At 40.2% G+C, this 18,969-nt stretch carries 18 protein-coding genes; 10 read left to right on the plus strand and 8 right to left on the minus strand.

The window, feature by feature from the left end; all coding sequences use genetic code 11:
* Positions 1-72 precede the first annotated feature (72 nt).
* From GBI66_RS02410 to GBI66_RS02430, 5 genes are all read left to right on the plus strand, one after another.
* Complete coding sequence (locus GBI66_RS02410) at positions 73-816, plus strand: amino acid ABC transporter permease (RefSeq protein WP_151715047.1); 744 nt, start codon at positions 73-75, stop codon at positions 814-816.
* Position 817: 1 nt separating this feature from the next.
* Positions 818-1,501: an ABC transporter permease subunit gene (locus GBI66_RS02415; protein WP_005208573.1), complete on the plus strand. Its 684-nt coding sequence runs from the start codon at positions 818-820 to the stop codon at positions 1,499-1,501.
* 14 nt (positions 1,502-1,515) lie between these two features.
* A complete protein-coding gene (locus GBI66_RS02420) occupies positions 1,516-2,241 on the plus strand; it encodes an amino acid ABC transporter ATP-binding protein (RefSeq protein WP_171494254.1) in 726 nt (241 codons plus the stop codon).
* 186 nt (positions 2,242-2,427) lie between these two features.
* Entirely contained in the window at positions 2,428-3,132 is a 705-nt protein-coding gene (locus GBI66_RS02425) for a phosphatase PAP2 family protein (protein WP_151715049.1), read from the plus strand.
* 74 nt (positions 3,133-3,206) lie between these two features.
* On the plus strand, positions 3,207-4,022 hold the full coding sequence (locus GBI66_RS02430) for a lipopolysaccharide kinase InaA family protein (RefSeq protein WP_151715050.1): 816 nt from the start codon (positions 3,207-3,209) through the stop codon (positions 4,020-4,022).
* Positions 4,023-4,026: 4 nt separating this feature from the next.
* Here GBI66_RS02430 and GBI66_RS02435 read toward each other — a convergent pair whose 3' ends face one another.
* From GBI66_RS02435 to GBI66_RS02455, 5 genes are all read right to left on the minus strand, one after another.
* Positions 4,027-5,373, minus strand: coding sequence for an ATP-binding protein (locus GBI66_RS02435; RefSeq protein ID WP_151715051.1), 1,347 nt, complete (start codon positions 5,371-5,373; stop codon positions 4,027-4,029).
* A gap of 4 nt (positions 5,374-5,377) precedes the next feature.
* Positions 5,378-6,055, minus strand: a complete 678-nt coding sequence (locus tag GBI66_RS02440; RefSeq protein WP_005192678.1) for a DNA-binding response regulator PmrA — start codon at positions 6,053-6,055, stop codon at positions 5,378-5,380.
* Positions 6,056-6,069: 14 nt separating this feature from the next.
* Positions 6,070-7,707: a phosphoethanolamine transferase gene (locus GBI66_RS02445; protein WP_151715052.1), complete on the minus strand. Its 1,638-nt coding sequence runs from the start codon at positions 7,705-7,707 to the stop codon at positions 6,070-6,072.
* A 321-nt stretch (positions 7,708-8,028) separates the two neighbouring features.
* Positions 8,029-9,135: a porin gene (locus GBI66_RS02450; RefSeq protein WP_151715053.1), complete on the minus strand. Its 1,107-nt coding sequence runs from the start codon at positions 9,133-9,135 to the stop codon at positions 8,029-8,031.
* Positions 9,136-9,470: 335 nt separating this feature from the next.
* Positions 9,471-10,718, minus strand: a complete 1,248-nt coding sequence (locus GBI66_RS02455; RefSeq protein ID WP_151715054.1) for an MFS transporter — start codon at positions 10,716-10,718, stop codon at positions 9,471-9,473.
* A 144-nt stretch (positions 10,719-10,862) separates the two neighbouring features.
* On the opposite strand from GBI66_RS02455, the gene GBI66_RS02460 reads away from it, so the two are divergent.
* The 4 genes from GBI66_RS02460 to GBI66_RS02475 all read left to right on the plus strand — a co-directional run bounded on the left by GBI66_RS02460 (position 10,863) and on the right by GBI66_RS02475 (position 13,984).
* Entirely contained in the window at positions 10,863-11,489 is a 627-nt protein-coding gene (locus tag GBI66_RS02460) for a lysophospholipid acyltransferase family protein (RefSeq protein WP_151715055.1), read from the plus strand.
* Between the two features lie 62 nt (positions 11,490-11,551).
* Positions 11,552-12,469, plus strand: a complete 918-nt coding sequence (locus GBI66_RS02465; RefSeq protein WP_151715056.1) for a patatin-like phospholipase family protein — start codon at positions 11,552-11,554, stop codon at positions 12,467-12,469.
* A 182-nt stretch (positions 12,470-12,651) separates the two neighbouring features.
* Positions 12,652-13,113: an NfeD family protein gene (locus GBI66_RS02470; RefSeq protein WP_005192694.1), complete on the plus strand. Its 462-nt coding sequence runs from the start codon at positions 12,652-12,654 to the stop codon at positions 13,111-13,113.
* Positions 13,114-13,132: 19 nt separating this feature from the next.
* Positions 13,133-13,984 carry an SPFH domain-containing protein gene (locus GBI66_RS02475; RefSeq protein ID WP_005150204.1) on the plus strand — a complete coding sequence of 284 codons (852 nt, stop codon included), beginning with the start codon at positions 13,133-13,135 and terminating at the stop codon, positions 13,982-13,984.
* A gap of 47 nt (positions 13,985-14,031) precedes the next feature.
* Here GBI66_RS02475 and GBI66_RS02480 read toward each other — a convergent pair whose 3' ends face one another.
* From GBI66_RS02480 to prpF, 3 genes are all read right to left on the minus strand, one after another.
* Complete coding sequence (locus GBI66_RS02480) at positions 14,032-14,400, minus strand: MmcQ/YjbR family DNA-binding protein (protein ID WP_005192697.1); 369 nt, start codon at positions 14,398-14,400, stop codon at positions 14,032-14,034.
* Positions 14,401-14,854: 454 nt separating this feature from the next.
* Positions 14,855-15,772 carry a polyprenyl synthetase family protein gene (locus GBI66_RS02490; protein WP_004803041.1) on the minus strand — a complete coding sequence of 306 codons (918 nt, stop codon included), beginning with the start codon at positions 15,770-15,772 and terminating at the stop codon, positions 14,855-14,857.
* A gap of 170 nt (positions 15,773-15,942) precedes the next feature.
* Positions 15,943-17,130, minus strand: coding sequence for a 2-methylaconitate cis-trans isomerase PrpF (prpF, locus tag GBI66_RS02495; protein ID WP_151715057.1), 1,188 nt, complete (start codon positions 17,128-17,130; stop codon positions 15,943-15,945).
* Between the two features lie 372 nt (positions 17,131-17,502).
* Here prpF and GBI66_RS02500 point away from each other — a divergent pair, with 372 nt between their 5' ends.
* The gene (locus tag GBI66_RS02500) at positions 17,503-18,861 is read left to right on the plus strand and encodes an amino acid permease (RefSeq protein WP_005192701.1); all 1,359 of its coding nucleotides are present in this window, start codon (positions 17,503-17,505) and stop codon (positions 18,859-18,861) included.
* The last annotated feature ends 108 nt before the right edge of the window (positions 18,862-18,969 follow it).

The following is an 18,969-nucleotide window of genomic DNA, read 5'->3' on the forward strand; positions in this document are numbered from 1 at the left end:
TCCTTATAACCAAAATCTTATTATGGAACCGGGGAACAGTGGATGTTCTCCCGCTTCTTCTCAGGAGTTATTATGACTTATAGCTGGAACTGGGGAGTTTTGTGGCAATCTACAGGTATTGGGGATACAACCTACCTGAGCTGGATAATAACGGGTCTGGGATGGCTTGTGGTGATTGCTATTGTCGCATGGAGTATCGCCATGCTTCTCGGCAGTATCCTTGGCATTATGCGAACGCTCCCAAATAAAACAGCCAGAGCCATTGGTACAGCCTATGTCACACTGTTCAGGAACGTACCCTTACTTGTTCAGTTATTTATCTGGTTTTATGTGGTTCCCAACTTTCTCCCTGCACCAATCAAAAGCTGGTGGATGAATGATCTAGGTGCCAATACCACAGCCCTGATTTCTGCCAGTGTTGGACTCGGACTGTTTACGGCTGCTCGTGTTTGTGAACAGGTGAGAACAGGTATTGAAGCCTTACCCAAGGGGCAAATTAATGCAGGCTATGCCATGGGGTTTTCCACGGCACAACTGTATCGCTATATCATTCTGCCACAGTCTTTTCGTACCATTTTACCGCCACTGAGTTCAGAGCTGACCAACTGCGTGAAAAATACCTCGGTTGCCTCTCTAGTTGGGGTCGCGGAAATTATTTCACAGATGAAAACCATCAGTGAATATACCCAGAACACTATCGAAATTTATACCTATGTCACAATCATATTCATTGTGATCAATGTCTGTCTTATTTTTACCATAAACCTGCTGGAAAAACGTCTACGTATTCCTGGTTTAATATCAGGAGGAAAGTAGTATGGAATGGTTAACTTCTTTTCTAAATGATTTACAGCAGTCTGGACCTGCTCTCTGGTACGGTTTCAGCATTACCCTAAAAGTGGTTGTTCTGGCAACGATCGGCGGTATTGCGATTGGTACAATACTGGCACTGATGCGTCTATCTTCGATCAAGATTCTAAATTGGATTGCACAGGCTTATGTGGATCTGTTCCGCTCAATTCCCCTGCTGTTGGTGTTGATGTGGTTCTATTTCGCAGTTCCGTTTCTTTATACTGCGATCACAGGTCAATACCTGACCATTGATACTGCTCTGGTTTCAAGTATCGTGGCCTTTATGCTGTTTGAAGCTGCTTACTTTTCAGAAATTGTACGTGCCGGTATTCAATCTATTCCCAAAGGTCAAGCTGCTGCGGCTTCTGCATTGGGCATGAGCTATGGCCAATCCATGCGACTGATTATTCTGCCACAGGCTTTCAGAAAAATGACGCCGTTACTGCTTCAGCAAACAATTATCCTGTTTCAAGATTCGACCATGGTTTATGCCATTGGTTTACTTGACTTTTTCAGAACAAATTATGTTCGTGGCGATTTAATGTCCTTACTTACCCAATATATTTTATTTGCAGGACTGGTGTACTTCACCATCAGTGCTTTAGCGACATTCACAGTGAAACGTTTACAAAGGAGGTTAAGTGTATGAGCGACAATAACGTAATGATTGACCTCCAAAATGTCAGCAAATGGTACGAACAATTTCAGGTACTCACTGAATGTACGACCCAAATCTGTCAAGGCGAAGTCGTAGTGGTCTGCGGTCCATCAGGTTCGGGAAAATCAACCCTGATTAAAACCGTCAATGGGCTAGAACCATTTCAACAAGGTAAAATCTTTGTCGATGGCGTGCCAGTTCACGATCCAAAAACCGATATGACTAAACTACGTAGTCGTGTTGGTATGGTGTTCCAACATTTTGAACTGTTTCCTCACCTGAGCATTACCGAAAACCTGACTATTGCACAGATTAAGGTGCTTGGTCGTTCAGAAGCTGAAGCCAATAAAAAGGGACTGGCTTATCTAGATCGTGTCGGTCTGAGCGCTCATGCCAATAAATATCCTGCTCAGCTTTCAGGTGGCCAACAACAACGTGTTGCGATTGCCCGTGCCCTCAGTATGGACCCGATTGCGATGCTATTTGATGAACCGACCTCGGCACTTGATCCTGAAATGATCAATGAAGTATTGGATGTCATGGTCGGACTGGCCAAAGAAGGCATGACCATGATGTGTGTAACACATGAAATGGGCTTTGCCCGTCAGGTGGCTAATCGGATTATTTTCATGGACCAAGGCAAAATTGTTGAAGACTGTTCTAAAGATGAATTCTTTGGTACACCACGTGGCGAACGTGCCCAACAATTTCTGGATAAAATCCTACATTAAGCTGATCGTACTCAGTTAGAAAATAAAGCAGCCTTTTGGCTGCTTTATGCTGAGAACTCCATAAAATAAATGACCTCTCTTATTTTTCAACACTCACCATTCACTCTTTTAAGGCTCATTTAAGAGCCAATTAAGCTTCTCCGCATTAAATAACTAGAACATCATCCAGCCCTAACAGCCAGTTCCATGATATTGAAAGCACCCTTTTTTTTGTGGCTGAGTTTTTTGCTTTTCATCAGCTTTTTCATTCTGTTATGGGTGTTTCCTGTCGGAGGAACAATTGACTTAAACCTGATTCAGCCTTGGGTTAGCATGCATGGAACGTTCCCTTATAAGAATGATTGGTTCCTCGACAAACTGAACCACACTTATGTCAAACAACTGTTAACCGTTGTTTATGTCATTTTTTTCTTTTTATGGTGTGCTTCTTTTAAGCTTGAAAAACTAAAACCAAATCGTTGGCAATATGGCTATATGTTTTGGGTCAGTATGCTCTGTACTTGTATTGTCGGATTACTCAAAGCTCACTCTTATCATGCCTGTCCATGGTATATGACCCATGAAACTGCCACAGGCTTTGTCTGGGATTTCTCTGCGACTGCAGGACATTGTTTTCCTGGTGGACATGCTAGTACAGGTTTTGCGCTGATCACAGGCTTCTTTGTCTATCGTCTACATCAAACACAACGTGCTTGGTTTTATCTAATCGCAGGTATGATCCTCGGCTTTGCCATGGGCTGGGCACAAATGATGCGTGGCGCCCATTTTCTCAGTCATAATCTTTGGACCGCGTGGGTCTGTGTTGCTATTAATTTGTTATGTTATGCATTGACTTATAAGTATCATCAAGACGTTACAAATCGCAATTCCAGTACCGTTTCCAACATCTGATGTGGTAAAGTGAACGCCCGTGCTCATTGAACGAGTGCGTTTTACGCTCACATTAGGATTATTTTTGCTGCCGTATGTCTGACTACCAAACGTTTTTAGAATCTACTTTAACGACTCAATCCGACTCTATTCAATCTTATGAACTAGATTCACGTAAAGTCTGGCTGAAAAAAGCATCTGAACGTCATGGATTATGGCTTTATACGCCATTGAAATGGCTAGCAAAAATATTCAATTTGGGTTCAATTACTCCTGTTCCGAACCAAGGTGGATCTGTTGCAATCCAATGTGAATTCAAGCGTATCCAGCAGCTCAAAGCTTTGGGGATTTCAACGCCGAATGTATTGGCTCTCTCTCAAAAAGGCATCTTATTGGAGGATGTTGGCTCTCAGCGCCAAAGCCCTGTCAGTCAGCTTGATCAAAAGTTAGGAAGTTTGAAAGATCATCCTGAACAACAGTTCCAATTGTTTCATCAAGCAATTCAATCGATTAGTCGATTGCATCTACAACAAGGCTATTTAAGCGAAGCCTTCGCACGGAATATTTTGGTGGATCAACAAAATCAATTTACTTTCATTGATTTTGAAACTGACCCACAAGATGTGCTTAGCCTACATGATTGCTTTGTACGTGACTGGTTGCTGTTTATCTTTTCAACCGCCTATCATTTTGAGTTTGAACAACTAGAGCAAGCCAGTCAGGTGCTCTACCAAGCCTTGCAAGATGAACCTCAAGTCTACAAAGACATTTGTAAAGTTGGAAAACGCTTAAATTGGGTATTACGTTTAAATGTGAGTAAAGTTGGGAATGATGGCAAACGCATCCAAAAATGTGTGCTATTCCTACGCGATCTGAAACAGCAATCCGAAATCAATACAGCATCAAATTAAATCTTTAGTGCTGTTCATGATGATGCGCAAGCTTTTTTGGTAATTTGACCAACACACTCAAACCGCCTAATTCAATACTTCGGGATAAAGTCAGAATTCCGCCTAAACGTTGAGTGGCTTTATCAACAATTGATAAACCGAGGCCACTGCCCACTTCTAAATGGTGATGAACACGATAAAAACGTTTCAAAACTTTGTCGTATTGTTCAGGGTCAATTCCATTACCACTGTCTTCGATTTGAACATAGGCAAAATCATCGGTATCGCTATACACTGAAATATTAATAATGCCTTGGTTTGGGGTGTATTTAATCGCATTATCAATCAAGTTAAATATAATCGAATGTACGGTTGATTCAAGGCTCTGCATTTCAATCGGATCATTGCGCTCAAAGCCTAAATCAATCTCCTTTTGCATCGCTAAATTCACCAATTGCTCAACACAATTAAGTGCAACATCGTTCAATCTGAAATTAGTATTTGGTTCAATCAGACTCAGCGCAACATCTTGTTTAGCCAATGCCAAAAGCTGGGTGACTAAATGTTGAATACGGGCTAAGCCTTTACTCAGATTTTGCAAAGCCTCATGTTCAGGAAACTGGCTGATCAAAATTCGAGTTTGCAAATTCAATGCAGTCACAGGTGTTCTAAGTTCATGTGCGGCATCAGCAATAAATTGCTTTTGCTCGGTCTGAGCATGCTGAATCCGTTCAAATAAACGGTTCATTTCTTCAATCGTTGGTTGTAATTCTTGTGGATACTCACTGCTGTCAATCGGTACCAAACCGTCCGAATCACGTTGCGTCAGTTCAGCTTTAAAGTCATCTAAAGGCTTTAAACTCAAACTAATAATAAATGCCAGCACAATAATTGCGATTGGCAGCAAAAGTATATACGGAATAAACATACTGCCGGCCAGTTCCCATGCAAACGCATGGCGAACCTGCTCTTGTTGACTGACCTGTATCTGATAATCTTTTAGTGGAATGACATAAACACGCCACTTCCCTTGCGGTGTGTTCTGGGTGTAAAACCCAGCTTGTTCCACAGGAGGAACCAAAAGATGAGTCTGATGCCACAAATGACTTTGGTCTTTATAGGCCCAAATATCAATCAATAAATCTTCTTCATGATAAGTTCGATGTAACTCAACCCGACTCGCCAATGGTGTTAAAGGCTGCGAGGTTGAACGCTCTGCCATATACTGCATTTGCGTATCTAAAATTTCATCGACTTCATGTAATGAAATTTTATATGCCGCTAAAATTAAGAAACAACCTAACACTATACTGAAGATGGAAGTTCCCCAAATCAGTCTTTTTTTGAGCGAATAATGCTTGGTTGTTTTCATAAAGTTAAGACTGCCCCAAACGATAACCTAAGCCACGAATCGTACGAATAAAGTCTTTGCCCAGCTTGGCACGTAAATGATGCACATAAACCTCAATGGTATTACTAGTCACTTCACTATCAAAATCGTACAACTTATCTTCCAAATTGGCCTTCGAGAAAATTTTGTTTGGATGAGATACCATCGGGATCAAAATCGCCCATTCACGATTCGAAAGCTCGATTTGCTGACCTTTAAATGTTGCTAGATGCTGTTCTACATCCAAGGTCAGCTCACCACTTTTCAAAAGCTGTGACTGGCTCTTCAACTGTGCTGTTTCTACACTGCCACGGCGCAATAAAGCATTAATACGCGCAAGCAGCTCATCAAACTCATACGGTTTAATCAGATAATCATCTGCACCTTGATTTAAACCATCAACACGATTTTGTAACTGATCACGGGCAGAGATAATCAACACGGGTACAGTACTACGCTGACGAATCTGTTTAAGAATTTGCATTCCATCCATCAAGGGTAGTCCTAAATCCAAAAGAACCAAATCAAAAGACTGCTTGGTCAGTAAAGCCAAGCCATCTACCCCATTGTTGACCCATTCTACGTCAAACTGATGATATCGCAGTAAAGTCAATGTTGACTCTGCGATCATAAAATCATCTTCTATCATCAAGATCTTGGTCATGATTTCATTTCACCTTATGGGTTAGGACATGTTGCTAACATGTCATCTTTAGCATTAATTACACTGGTTTTAATATTGAGCAAACTCAACATGGTTGGGAACAGATTATCCTGACTCAGTTTGCTTTTATTTTGTTGCGCCAAACATCTCACTTGCTTCTCTGCTTGTTGTTGCCAAGCTTGCGAGAACCACATCACCATCGGAACATGGGTTTGTTGGGTAGGTGCAATCGCATAAGGTGCGCCATGCAAATACATGCCACTTTCACCAGTCGATTCACCATGATCTGACAAATACCATAAACCTGTTTGATATTTCGTTGTATTTTTTAATGTCTCAATCAATGAATCTAAAACATAATCAGTATAAAGCAAAGTATTGTCATAGCTATTCAGCAATGCTTCTTGGGTACAGCCTTGAATTGCATTGGTATCACAAGTTGGTTTAAACACACGATATGCAGGTGGCACACGCTTATAATAAGCAGGACCATGACTTCCCATTTGATGCAACACCACCAAATGCGGACGCGTATCGTCTTTTGGAATCGTTTCAATGTAAGCTTTCAGACTATCAATCAAAATGTCATCCAGACATTCGCCATCCTTACACCATTTTTGTTGAATTGGCTCTGGAATTTTAAACTGTTCAACACGGTCACATGTCCCTTTACACCCTGAGTTATTATCAATCCAAGTGACTTGATAACCTGCTCGTTTGGCAATATCCAGTAGTCCTTCACGATGGCTTGCCAAACGCTCATCATAATCTTCTCTTTTCATGCCTGAAAACATACAAGGTACTGAAACAGCTGTAGCTGTTCCACAAGAACTCACCTGAGAGAAATTCAGAATATCTTGTTTAGATAACTTAGGATTTGTATCTTTTGCATAACCATTTAAAGAAAAATTTTCTGCACGTGCTGTTTCACCAACCACCAACACCATCAGTTTAGGTGCACCTTTTGAGTTTTGGGAAACTTGTGCATCCTCACCGTAATGCACCAGAGGTAAATTCTCTTTAGGTGCTTTCTTTTTATAATATGAAATAAATGATGCAATCATATTCTGAGGTGAAATCATGCCTTTTAAATCGCGATTTTCACGAAAAATTGCAGCAAAATCCACATAAAAAACAAATAGTAAACTACCAACCATAGCTAAAGAAACAAGTGAAGCCAGCACCTTTTTCCAAACTTGTCGAATAACAGGTTCGGGTTTTAATTTAATCAGCAAAATAACAATAATTGGTACAATCACCATGCCAATGATCCAAACTAGCAAGTGCCAAGACCATGTATCTTTTGCTTCTGCGATATCCGTTTGCATCAAATTTTGAATTTGGTCTGAAGTGATCCAAACACCTAAAGTATTGACCGCATAAGAAGCAAAACCGCCAATAAAGACTAAGGCAATTGCAATCGGTTTTGCGGTCCATTTCCAGTTCAATACCTGAAAAAGAAAAGTATAGAATGCAGTTACCACACCGACAGAAGCTAAAACAAATAGTCCTGCTTTAAAGCCAGTATAAGGCGTAAGTGTTTGCATCTTTTCATAAAATGCAAGATTGAGAAAAACCCCTAACCAAACTGCGAGTAACACATTGAAGGTGAGTAATGAAATGGTCTTGGTTTTGAGTCTTTTTAGCAACATAAGCATCACAATCTAAAAATAAATTTCTTAGCTTTTTTTAAGATAAGAATAAAAACTTAAAAATGACTTAAACAAAACAATAGGAACCCAACAAAAATGACAGGTTAAAAAATTGAGTTAATTAAGCATTGAATGAATTATTAAAGAATTGAATTAATGAAAGTATGAATAATGTCCTTTTTTATAAATCCATGTTGAACTAACGCTCCATCCATTAGCCTAGAGTTTAACGAGAATAAATTATTCTATTTAAAGAAAAAAACAATATAAACAAAAACGCCCTTTAAGCAAACTTAAAGGGCGTTTTCTAACAAAAATAAATTAGAATTTAAATTCTAAACCTAGGCCAGCAACAGGTTGTTTATCCTTTTTACTTGCTTGCTCAAGTGTTAGATAACCTGCATAACCATAAGTTTTAACTTGTTTGTTAAAAGCATAGTCCGCACCTGCAATAATTTGTTTTGCTTTAAAGTCGGCTGTATTGGTTTTAAAGCTGGTGTCATTCTGGCTATATTGCCCCTTCACCGTCCAGTTTTTTGCTTGTGGGATATTATATTCCGCCCCCACTAACCAGCCTTGTGCATCATCAATATTTTCTGAACCAGCAGCATTTCCTTCTGCTTTTTCAACTTCTGAAGTTTGATACAGTGCTTTTAATGCCAAACCATCAATTGGCGTTACTTTACCAATTGCACGTACTGTATTTGCTGCTGCAAGTAAGTTACCACCAGCAATTGCAGGCTCAGCAGCATTTAAGAAACCACGACCAAGGAAAGTACTTGGAATGGCTTTGTCATAACCGATACCAGCAACTACCAATGAGTTTTCATAAGTTACAGATGCTGACCATGCATCACCTAGACCACGACCTGCAACTTTTGCACCACCGCTGGTTGCTTTAATACCAGAAGACTCACCTGTTGCAAGTAAAGCATTAAATTTAAATGCACCATCAAGTAATTTTACTGCTGGAGATTCATAAACCACTGTATTATCAATACGGTTTTCACCGGTAAAAATACCTGTAATATCAGCCTTGTTGGCAACATAGTTGTTAAAAGTATCAACCACACTTGATAATTGTTTTACTGGGGTATCATGCTTACCAATTTTCAAGGTACCCAATTGCGCATCTTTTAAACCCACAAAACGGTTACGTTGCGTCCAGTCATTGCTATCGCCATCGGCACTAAAACCCCATTCGATTGCATAGACAGCACTTAAACGCTCAGTCAGTTTTTCATCGCCTTTAAGTCCAAGGAATGAACTGTTTGAACTAATTTCCCAAACGTCTTTGTTTGATTTAGTTGCATTTTTTTCTGGTAAATAATCAACACTGGCATCGATCTCGCCATAAAATGTTGGTGCGGCAAAAGTGGTTGTTGCAAGCAAACTAAGCACTGCTGCTGTTACAATTTTGATTTTCATTGTTTACATCCTGGTTAAATTTGTAACAAATCCTACACATTAACTTTATATGACAAAACGATTAAAATCTTATTAATTTATTCCAATTTCGACTAAAGTTTAATTTTTATACACTCACTTTTTATGAGTAGAAAATATTTTTATGCTTTTATTTATGAATGAATTAATTGCAATATCAATTAATTAATATCGATCTATCAACCATATTTTCTGATTATTTTCTATATTCAAAAAAACAAAAAATCCGACAAATATCATTCCATTCCCATATAAGCCAATACTCTTTGTTTCACTCATCGCATGCTTAATAGAAAAATTGTAATAAAAAGTGACCTTTATCTTGCTTTATTTTTCCAATAATAAATTGGAACCAAACAAAGCATCGAAACAATACAAATCACGATCAAATAGCGATAGTATCCAAGCCAATCACCAATCACGCCACTGAATAAATAGAGTAATCCGCTCACCGTTGCCATGATAGAGACTTGGAAAGTAAAGTCTGTTGCTGCAAATTTCTTACGGCTGTACTGCATGACCAGTGTCAGCATCACCACCAATAACATCGCTGAACAGGCATCTTCTACTGCATTCACGACATAAAGCCAAATTGGTGTAATGTGATTCTGGGCTTCGTAATGATAAGCGAGAACTGTATATCCCCCTAAACTTATGATTTTCAGGAAGGAAAACACTATTAGGCACTGTACTCTGGAATAATGTTTCAATAATAAGCCTGCAATGCCAGCACCTAACAATGCAGCCACAGCACCAAACATGGTAATAAACACACCAATCTGTGTGAAATTCAATCCCATATCGACCATCAAAGGTTTCAATAAAGGTCCTGCTAGACCATCAGCCACTTTAAAACTGATCAATACTAACAGCCATGCTCTTAATTCTTGAGAGGATTGAAAATAATTTAAATAGGCTTTAATTGCCTGAGTAAAGGGTTGGGTATTTGCTTTATTGAGTGTCTCTTTGCTTTCATGTTGCGGCTCGGAATAAAACAAAACAGGCAAAGTGTTTAAAAAAACCAAACCTGCCAAAGCCAGAAATGTGCTTTGCCAATCCAGCCAATCCAAACACCACAGTACAGCTCCGCCCCCGACAATAAAGCCTAATCGAGATCCAATCACCTGAAAGGTGTTACCCCAATGCTGCTGATCACTTTTGAGTAAATTAACCGCCAAACCATCGGTTGCAATATCTTGGGTTGCACCAGTTAAATTCATCAACAAGAGTAAGCCAAAAAAAATCAGCAGATAACTCGGTTGATCCAAGGCATCAATAGGGAAAAATGAGAGAATAATCAGAATAACAACGCTGCAAAGTTGCGTCGGAATGATCCAGCTACGGTAGTGCCCAAATCCGGATAAGGCAAAACGATCCACATAAGCGGCCCAAAAAATCTTAATCGACCAAGGCAGCATTAATAAGCCAAAGCCACCAATATGGGCTAAAGACACACCTTGTGCTCTTAAAATTACAGGCAATGCATGGGTCATAAAACCTACAGGTAAACCCTGTGCCCAATATAAAGAAAACAATAAAATGTAAACCTGTCGAAGATTAAGCATTTAGAGTTTTCCATGGCTGCACAATAAGGTCGCTCAAGTATCCAATCCTTTCATCTGTAAGGCAATAAAATCTTATTTTTTGCCAATGCAGTCGCTGTCATGAGCGTTTAACATGATTATAGTTGTCATTACATATCGTGATTTATGCCACAGCATTTTCCAGATTTACCTCCGTTGGCTCCCCAACGTGGGACTGCTTATAGTCGTGCATTGTGTAAAAAACTTTTTCTCGGTCAAGGCTGGACTGTCGTAGGTGAAATTCCCAATCTACCCAAAGCTGTTGCGATTATCTCGCCGCATACCTCCAACATTGATGGTTGGTATGGCTTTTTAGCCATTGGCGGCTTAGGTCTAAAGATTACCGTCTTGGGTAAAGATAGTCTGTTCAAACCACCATTTCAGCCGTTATTAAATTGGGCTGGGCTGATTCCCGTGCGTCGTGACAGCGCCCATGGTTTGACTGAACAGGTAGTGGCCACGATTCATGCGCACGATAAAATCTGGATCGGCATGGCGCCTGAAGGCACGCGTAAAAAAGCCGAAAAAATGAAAAGTGGCTTTTATCATATCGCGCATGCCGCTGGGATTCCCATCGTGATGTTTGCCTTTGATTACGATCATAAAACCATTTACTGCTTAGGGGCTTTTACTCCGACAGGTCACTATCAACAAGACCTAGAGCAAATCATGCAACGCTATGTGGGACACTTCTCACCAAAGAATCCAGATTGGCTGGCTGAACCCTTACAAAAACTTGTGAAAAAAAACTAGAAAGTTGAGGGCAAATCTGCTCTGATGTGCCCATCTTTTTGTACATTTTATCTGCACCTGATATGAAAATTGCTCGACTGTCTTGTCTCACTATTGTTAGCTTGGCTTTATTTGGTTGTGATCAAACAGCAAAGAAAACACCCTCTACAACGGCAATTAAAGCGCGTGAACCCGTGATTGCACTCGCCTTAGGTGGTGGCGGTGCCAAGGGCTTTGCCCATATTGGTGTGATCAAAGTTTTAGAGTCTCATGGCATTAAAGCCAAAATCGTGACAGGTACCAGTGCAGGTAGCTTCGTGGGCAGTATTTACGCCAGCGGTCAAACACCTTATCAAATGCAAAATCTGGCTTTAAAACTGCAAGAATCTGATTTGCGTGACTTAACTATAAATAGTCAAGGCATTATTCTCGGACAAAAACTACAGAATTATGTGAATAGCCAAGTCGGCAATAAACCAATTGAACAATTTCCAATTCGATTTGCTGCGGTCGCAACGCGCTTAGATAATGGAAAAAAAACAGAGTTTATAAAAGGCAATGCAGGTCAAGCCGTACGTGCGTCTTGTAGTATTCCAAACGTGTTTGTCCCTGCGGTGATTGGCAATACCAAATATGTAGATGGTGGCTTAGTCAGCCCCATCCCTGTTAAAACAGCCAAAGATATGGGGGCCGATATTGTGATTGCAGTAGATATCTCTGCACGTCCAGTCGGTGGTAAACCCCTCAGTATGTGGGGCTTATTGGACCAAACTATTAATATTATGGGACAACAAAGTATTAATGAGGAGCTCAATCAAGCCACTGTCGTGATTCAACCTAAAGTTGGTCATCTCGGTGCACTTGATCTTAAATCAAGTAATGAAGCAATTTTGGAAGGTGAAAAAGCGGCTCAAGCCAAGATCACTGCGATTCGAAATGCGATTACGACATTTAAAAACTCCCCTGCTGCCCTTAAGCCTGCACCAAAGTCTAAATTCTAAAAACCCTCCACAAGGGCTGTTGATCTACATAACGACTTGCAATCCAAGCAAGATTCCTTGTGACCATCAGCCCTAAATCCTAAAAAAACAATCTTTGTATATTCATAAAGATAATGATCTGCTAGAGTGCTAAAGGTGAATATTTTTTCACCTCCACTCCGTTTAATGATGCGAGCAAATCTATGGAATTTGTAGTTGAACCTTGGCACTGGTTTGTATTAGGGATTTTACTGATTCTTTCAGAGTTAATTTTGCCTGCTTTTGCTGCATTATGGTTTGGCATAGCAGCAGTCATGGTCTGTATTTTACTGTGGCTTTTCCCGATGATGGGCTTTACGACTCAAGTGATTACTTGGGGAATTTTATCTATTTTATGCACGATTCTTTGGTTCAAATTTATCAAACCTCTCTCCATTGATAAAACCAAAGCAGGACTTCCTCGTGAAGCAACCATTGGTCAAGTGGGAATGGTGATCCAAACTGGACTTGAGCATGGACAAATTATTGTGCGCTTTCCGATGCCTGTTTTAGGTAATGATGAATGGAATTGCCGTTGTACCGTACCTGTACAAGTCGGTGATCGCGTTCGAGTTGTTGATATTTTGGGTAATGATTTAGTCGTTCAACCGCATAGCACGTCATAAACACAAAAGAGGGTTTTCAATGTCTGTCGGTACTATTGTTGTTTTAGCACTTTTAGCTTTTATTGCTATAACCATCTTTAAAGGGGTTCGTATTGTTCCCCAAGGTTATAAATGGATTGTTCAACGTCTGGGTAAATACCATACCACGTTGAATCCTGGTCTCAATTTCGTTATCCCATATGTAGACGAAGTTGCTTATAAAATTACCACGAAAGATATTGTTTTAGATATTCCTTCACAAGAAGTAATTACCCGAGACAATGCCGTACTGGTGATGAATGCCGTAGCTTATATCAACCTGACAACACCAGAAAAAGCGGTGTACGGGATTGAAAACTATACATGGGCAATTCAAAACCTTGTTCAAACTTCACTCCGTTCAATCGTTGGTGAAATGGATTTGGATGATGCGCTTTCTTCACGTGATCATATCAAAGCGAAGTTAAAAGCAGCTATTTCTGATGATATCTCAGATTGGGGTATTACCTTGAAAACGGTTGAAATCCAAGATATTCAGCCATCTCACACCATGCAGGCTGCGATGGAAGCTCAAGCTGCTGCTGAACGTCAACGTCGTGCAACTGTGACTAAAGCTGATGGTGAAAAACAAGCTGCAATTTTAGAAGCAGATGGTCGTTTGGAAGCTTCTCGTCGTGATGCAGAAGCTCAGGTTGTTCTTGCAGAATCTTCACAACGTGCGATTGAAATGGTCACTACAGCTGTCGGTGATAAAGAAATCCCTGTTGCTTACTTACTCGGTGAGCAATATGTAAAAGCGATGCAAGATCTTTCTAAATCAAGCAACGCAAAAACTGTGGTACTTCCAGCCGATGTACTCAATGCCATTCGTGGAATTATGGGCAAACACTAAGTCCTGTTTCCAATAAAAATAAAGCAGCGTTATCGCTGCTTTATTTTTTATACATTCTGAATCCTTTTTCGATCTTTAAGTGGAAGTTTTCCCACCACCAAATCATAAGAATCCTTAATCAGGTCTTGTAGCAAATCAGCTGTAATTTCATGACCACTGGCAATTGATATCCAGTGTTTCTTATTCATATGGTAGCCTGCCGAAATTGAAGGATACAGCTCCTGATATTCCAAACTTTTCTCAGGCTCACATTTAATCGTCACCAGTAGCTTGCCCGAATAGGCACCAATCAACATAAATACCTTGTCAAAGACCTTAAATACTTCACAATCTGGGCCAAAAGGCTGTGACTGGATGGAAAAAGCCAGTTGTTGTCCATATTCAAGCGCACATTGTTCTAATTGATCATCATTCATTAAAAGATATCCTATTATTATTAAAATGAATTTTAATATATGACCCTGCTTTTTTCATTTTAGTTGATCATAAAATACTTCGAACTCTACTTCCCCCCCCTTTGCTGATATCCCCTCAGGCTGGTCTGTCTTTATAATGCAACGTTCCCGTCCGTCTTGTTCCACCCATAAACGAATCATTTCACACGCAATCTTTCCATGTTGTGGATAGCTACTTTTTTCATGCAAATTTTGATCCGTAAAAATAGGGGCTTTATCTATAAAAAACCATTCTCGACCCGACGTATCAATTAATAGACATTCGACCCATCCAGGAAAAGATGAATCTACGAACCGAACAATTTGAACATTTACCATATACATCAAATATGTAACCTAGATTAAATTTCGATAATTAAACCTATCCCATTACTCTAAATAATTAATCAAGAATACATATTTTAAGAAATGAGTATCAGCTTTTCCGTGCCAGTAAAAACTGTGAAATTTCGACTAGCTCTTTGGCATCAGCACCAAAATAAGCCAAGGCTTCAAAAGCCTGATCATGTAAAGTTTGTGCATAAGCTTGTGCTTGCGCTAAGCCCATCAACGATGGATAAGTTGATTTCTGAACTTGCTCATCTTTACCCGCAGTCTTGCCTAAAGTCTCAGTGCTTGCCGTCACATCCAAAATATCATCTTGTACTTGGAAGGCTAAACCAATCGTTTGCCCAAATTGGCGTAATTTCGGAATGGCTTGATCAGTTCCATTAAAAATGGTCACCGCGCCCATCATAATCGCCGCTTGAATCAAAGCACCTGTTTTATTGCGGTGAATATTTTCCAATTCAGCTTGATCAACTTGCTTTCCTTCCCCTTCGGCCTGTAAATCCAATACCTGACCACAAACCATTCTTGAACTTGCTGTTGCTAAGATTTGCACTTGTTTTAAGACAATGGCAGCTTCAGTACCTTGCCCCTGCTCATCAAACAAACGGCTGCCCAATATTTCAAAAGCCATCGACTGCAAAATATCACCAGCCAATAAAGCAGTATCTTCACCAAATGCGACATGGCAAGTCGGTTGTCCACGACGTAGTAAATCATTGTCCATGCATGGCAAATCATCATGTGCCAACGAATAACAGTGAATCAATTCAACTGCAACTGCGGCACGGCGCGCTGCTGCAAAGTTATGATTCGGCTGTAATGACGCTGCTGCATAACAAAGTGCAGGACGAACCCGCTTACCACCTAACATTACGGTATGGTGAACGGCTGCTTTTAAAGGTTCTGGAATTGAAAATGCAGCCAATGCTGTCAATAAATCTTGTTGAATACGTTGTTGAGCTTGTTTTAGAACATCCGCATTAACTTGAGAGATAGATGACACAGTTGTTGCCTCAGGAAATCTGAATGGAAGAGTAAAATGACAAGACTTGTCAGAATCGCCACATCATAACATTATTTATCTCATGAAATTGTGTTTGTATTTTTAATAGATTTAAAATAATAAAGCCTTCAAATGAAGGCTTTACCAATAAAATTCAAAAAGAAAATAAACTAGAAGGTATCACCTGGCACACGAACCCAGCCTTCCATCAGCACACGTGCGCTACGACTCATGATGGCTTTTTTAACAGACCATTTACCATCAATCAATTCAGCTTGAGCACCCACACGTAAAGTTCCAGATGGATGACCGAAACGAACCGCTTCACGCTCACCGCCACCAGCCGCCAAATTCACCAAGGTACCCGGAATAGCGGCTGCTGTACCAATCGCAACAGCAGCAGTTCCCATCATGGCATGGTGTAATTTACCCATCGACAAAGCACGTACCAATAAGTCCACATCAGCCGCTTCAACAGTCTTACCACTTGATGAGGTATAGCTTTTTGGTTGTGCTACAAAAGCAATTTTAGGCGTATGCTGACGCGCAGCTGCTTCGGAAATATCTTTAATCAAGCCCATGTGTACTGCACCATAAGCACGGATTTTCTCAAAACGTGCTAAAGCTGCGGCATCACCATTAATCTGATCTTGTAATTCTGTCCCTTGATAACCAATATCTTCTGCATTAAGGAAAATGGTCGGAATACCAGCATTGATAAATGTGGCTTGGAATGCACCAATTTCAGGAACAACCAGTTGATCCACAACGTTTCCTGTCGGGAACATATCGCCGCCTTCTTCACCATCATCAGCTGGGTCTAAAAATTCAATCTGAACTTCAGCTGCTGGAAATGTCACACCGTCCAGTTCAAAATCACCTGTTTCCTGAACTTGACCATTAGTCACCGGAACATGTGCAATAATGGTTTTTTGGATATTCTTCTGCCAGATCCGTACCGTACAAATCCCATTTTCAGGAATATTTGCTGCATCGACTAAACCATTTGAAATGGCGAATGAACCCACTGCTGCGGTTAGGTTGCCACAGTTACCACTCCAGTCGACAAATGGCTGATCAATTGATACTTGACCAAATAGATAATCAACGTCGTGTTCTGGTTCTGAACTTTTAGCCAGAATGACAGTTTTACTGGTACTTGATGTTGCGCCACCCATCCCGTCAATCTGCTTACCGTAAGGATCTGGACTGCCAATCACGCGTAAAAGAAGTTGATCACGTGCCTTGCCTGCTACTTGTGCCGCTTCGGGTAAATCATCCAGTTTGAAAAATACCCCTTTACTTGTGCCGCCACGCATATAAGTTGCAGCGACTTTGATTTGCGGTACTGAGCTCATGTCAATGTCTTCCTTTTATCATATTCTTGGTGCAGATCAATTTTGAATCTAAAGGTACTGCACTGCTATCAAAAATACCATACGACTAATGGTTTTGGGATTGGTCATAATGCGTAAAATCTGTGCATTATAGTGAGTAGATTTCCAGGCTTTCACAATGGCAGAAATAGTGATCCATCCGTCGGGAAAAACTTGGGGATTTTTCAACTGTACAAAATTACAGCATATTTCATTTTAATATTCATATAAATATAAGATTTTAAATAACTTTTAAAAACAACTTTCCAGTCATAGCATCGCTGTACTTTTACTAGGCGAAAATCTTTCAATCTATTAGAATAATCCAGTTAATTCCTCGTCGAGCTCAGTCCTTTGAACAACGATTCTTCTCAACTTCAGCGTGGACTAAAAAACCGCCATATCCAACTCATCGCGATGGGTGGAGCGATTGGTACGGGCTTATTTTTAGGTTCTGCGCAAATTATCCAGTCTGCTGGGCCATCTATTATTTTGGGGTATGCGATTGGCGGCTTGATTGTTTTTCTAATCATGCGTCATTTAGGTGAAATGATTGTTGAAGAGCCTGTTGCAGGTTCATTTAGCCATTTTGCTTATAAGTATTGGGGTAAATTTCCAGGCTTTATCACAGGCTGGAACTATTGGGTACTGTATATCCTTGTCGCAATGACTGAGCTAACGGCAGTAGGTAAATACATTAATTACTGGTGGCCACAAATCCCCGCTTGGCAGTCAGTATTGTTCTTCTTTGTCGTGATTACGGCAGTGAACCTGACCAATGTTAAGTTCTATGGTGAATCAGAGTTCTGGTTAGCCATCATCAAGGTGACTGCCGTAGTCGCTATGATCTTGTTTGGCTTGTTCTTACTCTTCACAGCAGATGCAAACTCAACAGCTTCATTTAGCAACCTGTGGTCACATGGCGGCTTTTTCCCGCATGGCTTCGATGGCTTGTTCTATATGCTGGCTTTCTTGATGTTTGCCTTTGGTGGCATTGAACTGATTGGTATGGCAGCAGCAGAAGCCAAAGATCCAAAAACCACGATTCCTAAAGCGATTAACCAAGTGGTCATTCGTATTTTAGTGTTCTATGTGGGTTCTCTTGCTATTCTATTGTCACTTGTGCCTTGGAATCAGTTGGATCTCGGTGGCTTAGATAAAAGTCCATTCGTGATGATTTTCAGTCAAATGGGGATTGGTTGGGCAGCCCACCTACTTAACTTTATTATTCTGACAGCAGCATTGTCGGTGTATAACAGCGGGATGTATGCCAATAGCCGTATGGTGTTTGGCCTAGCTCAACAAGGTAATGCACCAAAAGTATTTACCAAAACCAATAAGCAAGGTGTCCCTGTTCCAGCGGTACTGCTCTCTGCATTCCTGATTTTTGGTTGTGTATTATTAAACTACTTTGTGCCTGAAGATGCGCTTGGACATTTGATGTATGTGGTTGTTGGTGCTTTAGTTTTAAACTGGGCAATGATTAGTTTGACCCATTTGAAATATAGAAGTCATATCAAAAAAGCTCAAATTAAAACCTCTTATCCTGCTTTGTGGTCTCCATTTAGTAACTATTTGGTATTAGGTTTTATTGCTGTAGTGCTTTACATCATGTGGCAACAAGGCTTTAAAGAATCTGTACTGATGATTCCGATCTGGATCGTATTCATGTTTATTTTCTATAAGTTTTTAAATCGTAAAACTGAAAATTAACAGCTGATCGGTTTCATTAAAAAGTGATTGCTTCTGCAATCACTTTTTGTTTTAGCCATCAAAAATTTTAGTTGTGGTGGCTAAAACATTTCAGGAAATTAAAAAGCT

The sequence above is a fragment of the Acinetobacter sp. TUM15071 genome, assembly GCF_008980925.1.
Taxonomy (GTDB): domain Bacteria; phylum Pseudomonadota; class Gammaproteobacteria; order Pseudomonadales; family Moraxellaceae; genus Acinetobacter; species Acinetobacter dispersus.

Bases quoted from the DNA above. Each gene is read 5' to 3' on its own strand.
- GBI66_RS02480 (WP_005192697.1), bottom strand. From the start codon at position 14,400: ATGAATGATGATCAATTAGAACAATGTGCGCTTGAATATGGACAACAA.
- GBI66_RS02430 (WP_151715050.1), top strand. From the start codon at position 3,207: ATGTCTGACTACCAAACGTTTTTAGAATCTACTTTAACGACTCAATCC.
- GBI66_RS02475 (WP_005150204.1), top strand. From the start codon at position 13,133: ATGTCTGTCGGTACTATTGTTGTTTTAGCACTTTTAGCTTTTATTGCT.
- GBI66_RS02465 (WP_151715056.1), top strand. From the start codon at position 11,552: ATGAAAATTGCTCGACTGTCTTGTCTCACTATTGTTAGCTTGGCTTTA.
- GBI66_RS02425 (WP_151715049.1), top strand. From the start codon at position 2,428: ATGATATTGAAAGCACCCTTTTTTTTGTGGCTGAGTTTTTTGCTTTTC.
- GBI66_RS02420 (WP_171494254.1), top strand. From the start codon at position 1,516: ATGATTGACCTCCAAAATGTCAGCAAATGGTACGAACAATTTCAGGTA.
- GBI66_RS02415 (WP_005208573.1), top strand. From the start codon at position 818: ATGGAATGGTTAACTTCTTTTCTAAATGATTTACAGCAGTCTGGACCT.
- GBI66_RS02470 (WP_005192694.1), top strand. From the start codon at position 12,652: ATGGAATTTGTAGTTGAACCTTGGCACTGGTTTGTATTAGGGATTTTA.
- GBI66_RS02450 (WP_151715053.1), bottom strand. From the start codon at position 9,135: ATGAAAATCAAAATTGTAACAGCAGCAGTGCTTAGTTTGCTTGCAACA.
- GBI66_RS02455 (WP_151715054.1), bottom strand. From the start codon at position 10,718: ATGCTTAATCTTCGACAGGTTTACATTTTATTGTTTTCTTTATATTGG.
- GBI66_RS02460 (WP_151715055.1), top strand. From the start codon at position 10,863: ATGCCACAGCATTTTCCAGATTTACCTCCGTTGGCTCCCCAACGTGGG.
- GBI66_RS02435 (WP_151715051.1), bottom strand. From the start codon at position 5,373: ATGAAAACAACCAAGCATTATTCGCTCAAAAAAAGACTGATTTGGGGA.
- GBI66_RS02445 (WP_151715052.1), bottom strand. From the start codon at position 7,707: ATGTTGCTAAAAAGACTCAAAACCAAGACCATTTCATTACTCACCTTC.
- GBI66_RS02410 (WP_151715047.1), top strand. From the start codon at position 73: ATGACTTATAGCTGGAACTGGGGAGTTTTGTGGCAATCTACAGGTATT.
- prpF (WP_151715057.1), bottom strand. From the start codon at position 17,130: ATGAGCTCAGTACCGCAAATCAAAGTCGCTGCAACTTATATGCGTGGC.
- GBI66_RS02440 (WP_005192678.1), bottom strand. From the start codon at position 6,055: ATGACCAAGATCTTGATGATAGAAGATGATTTTATGATCGCAGAGTCA.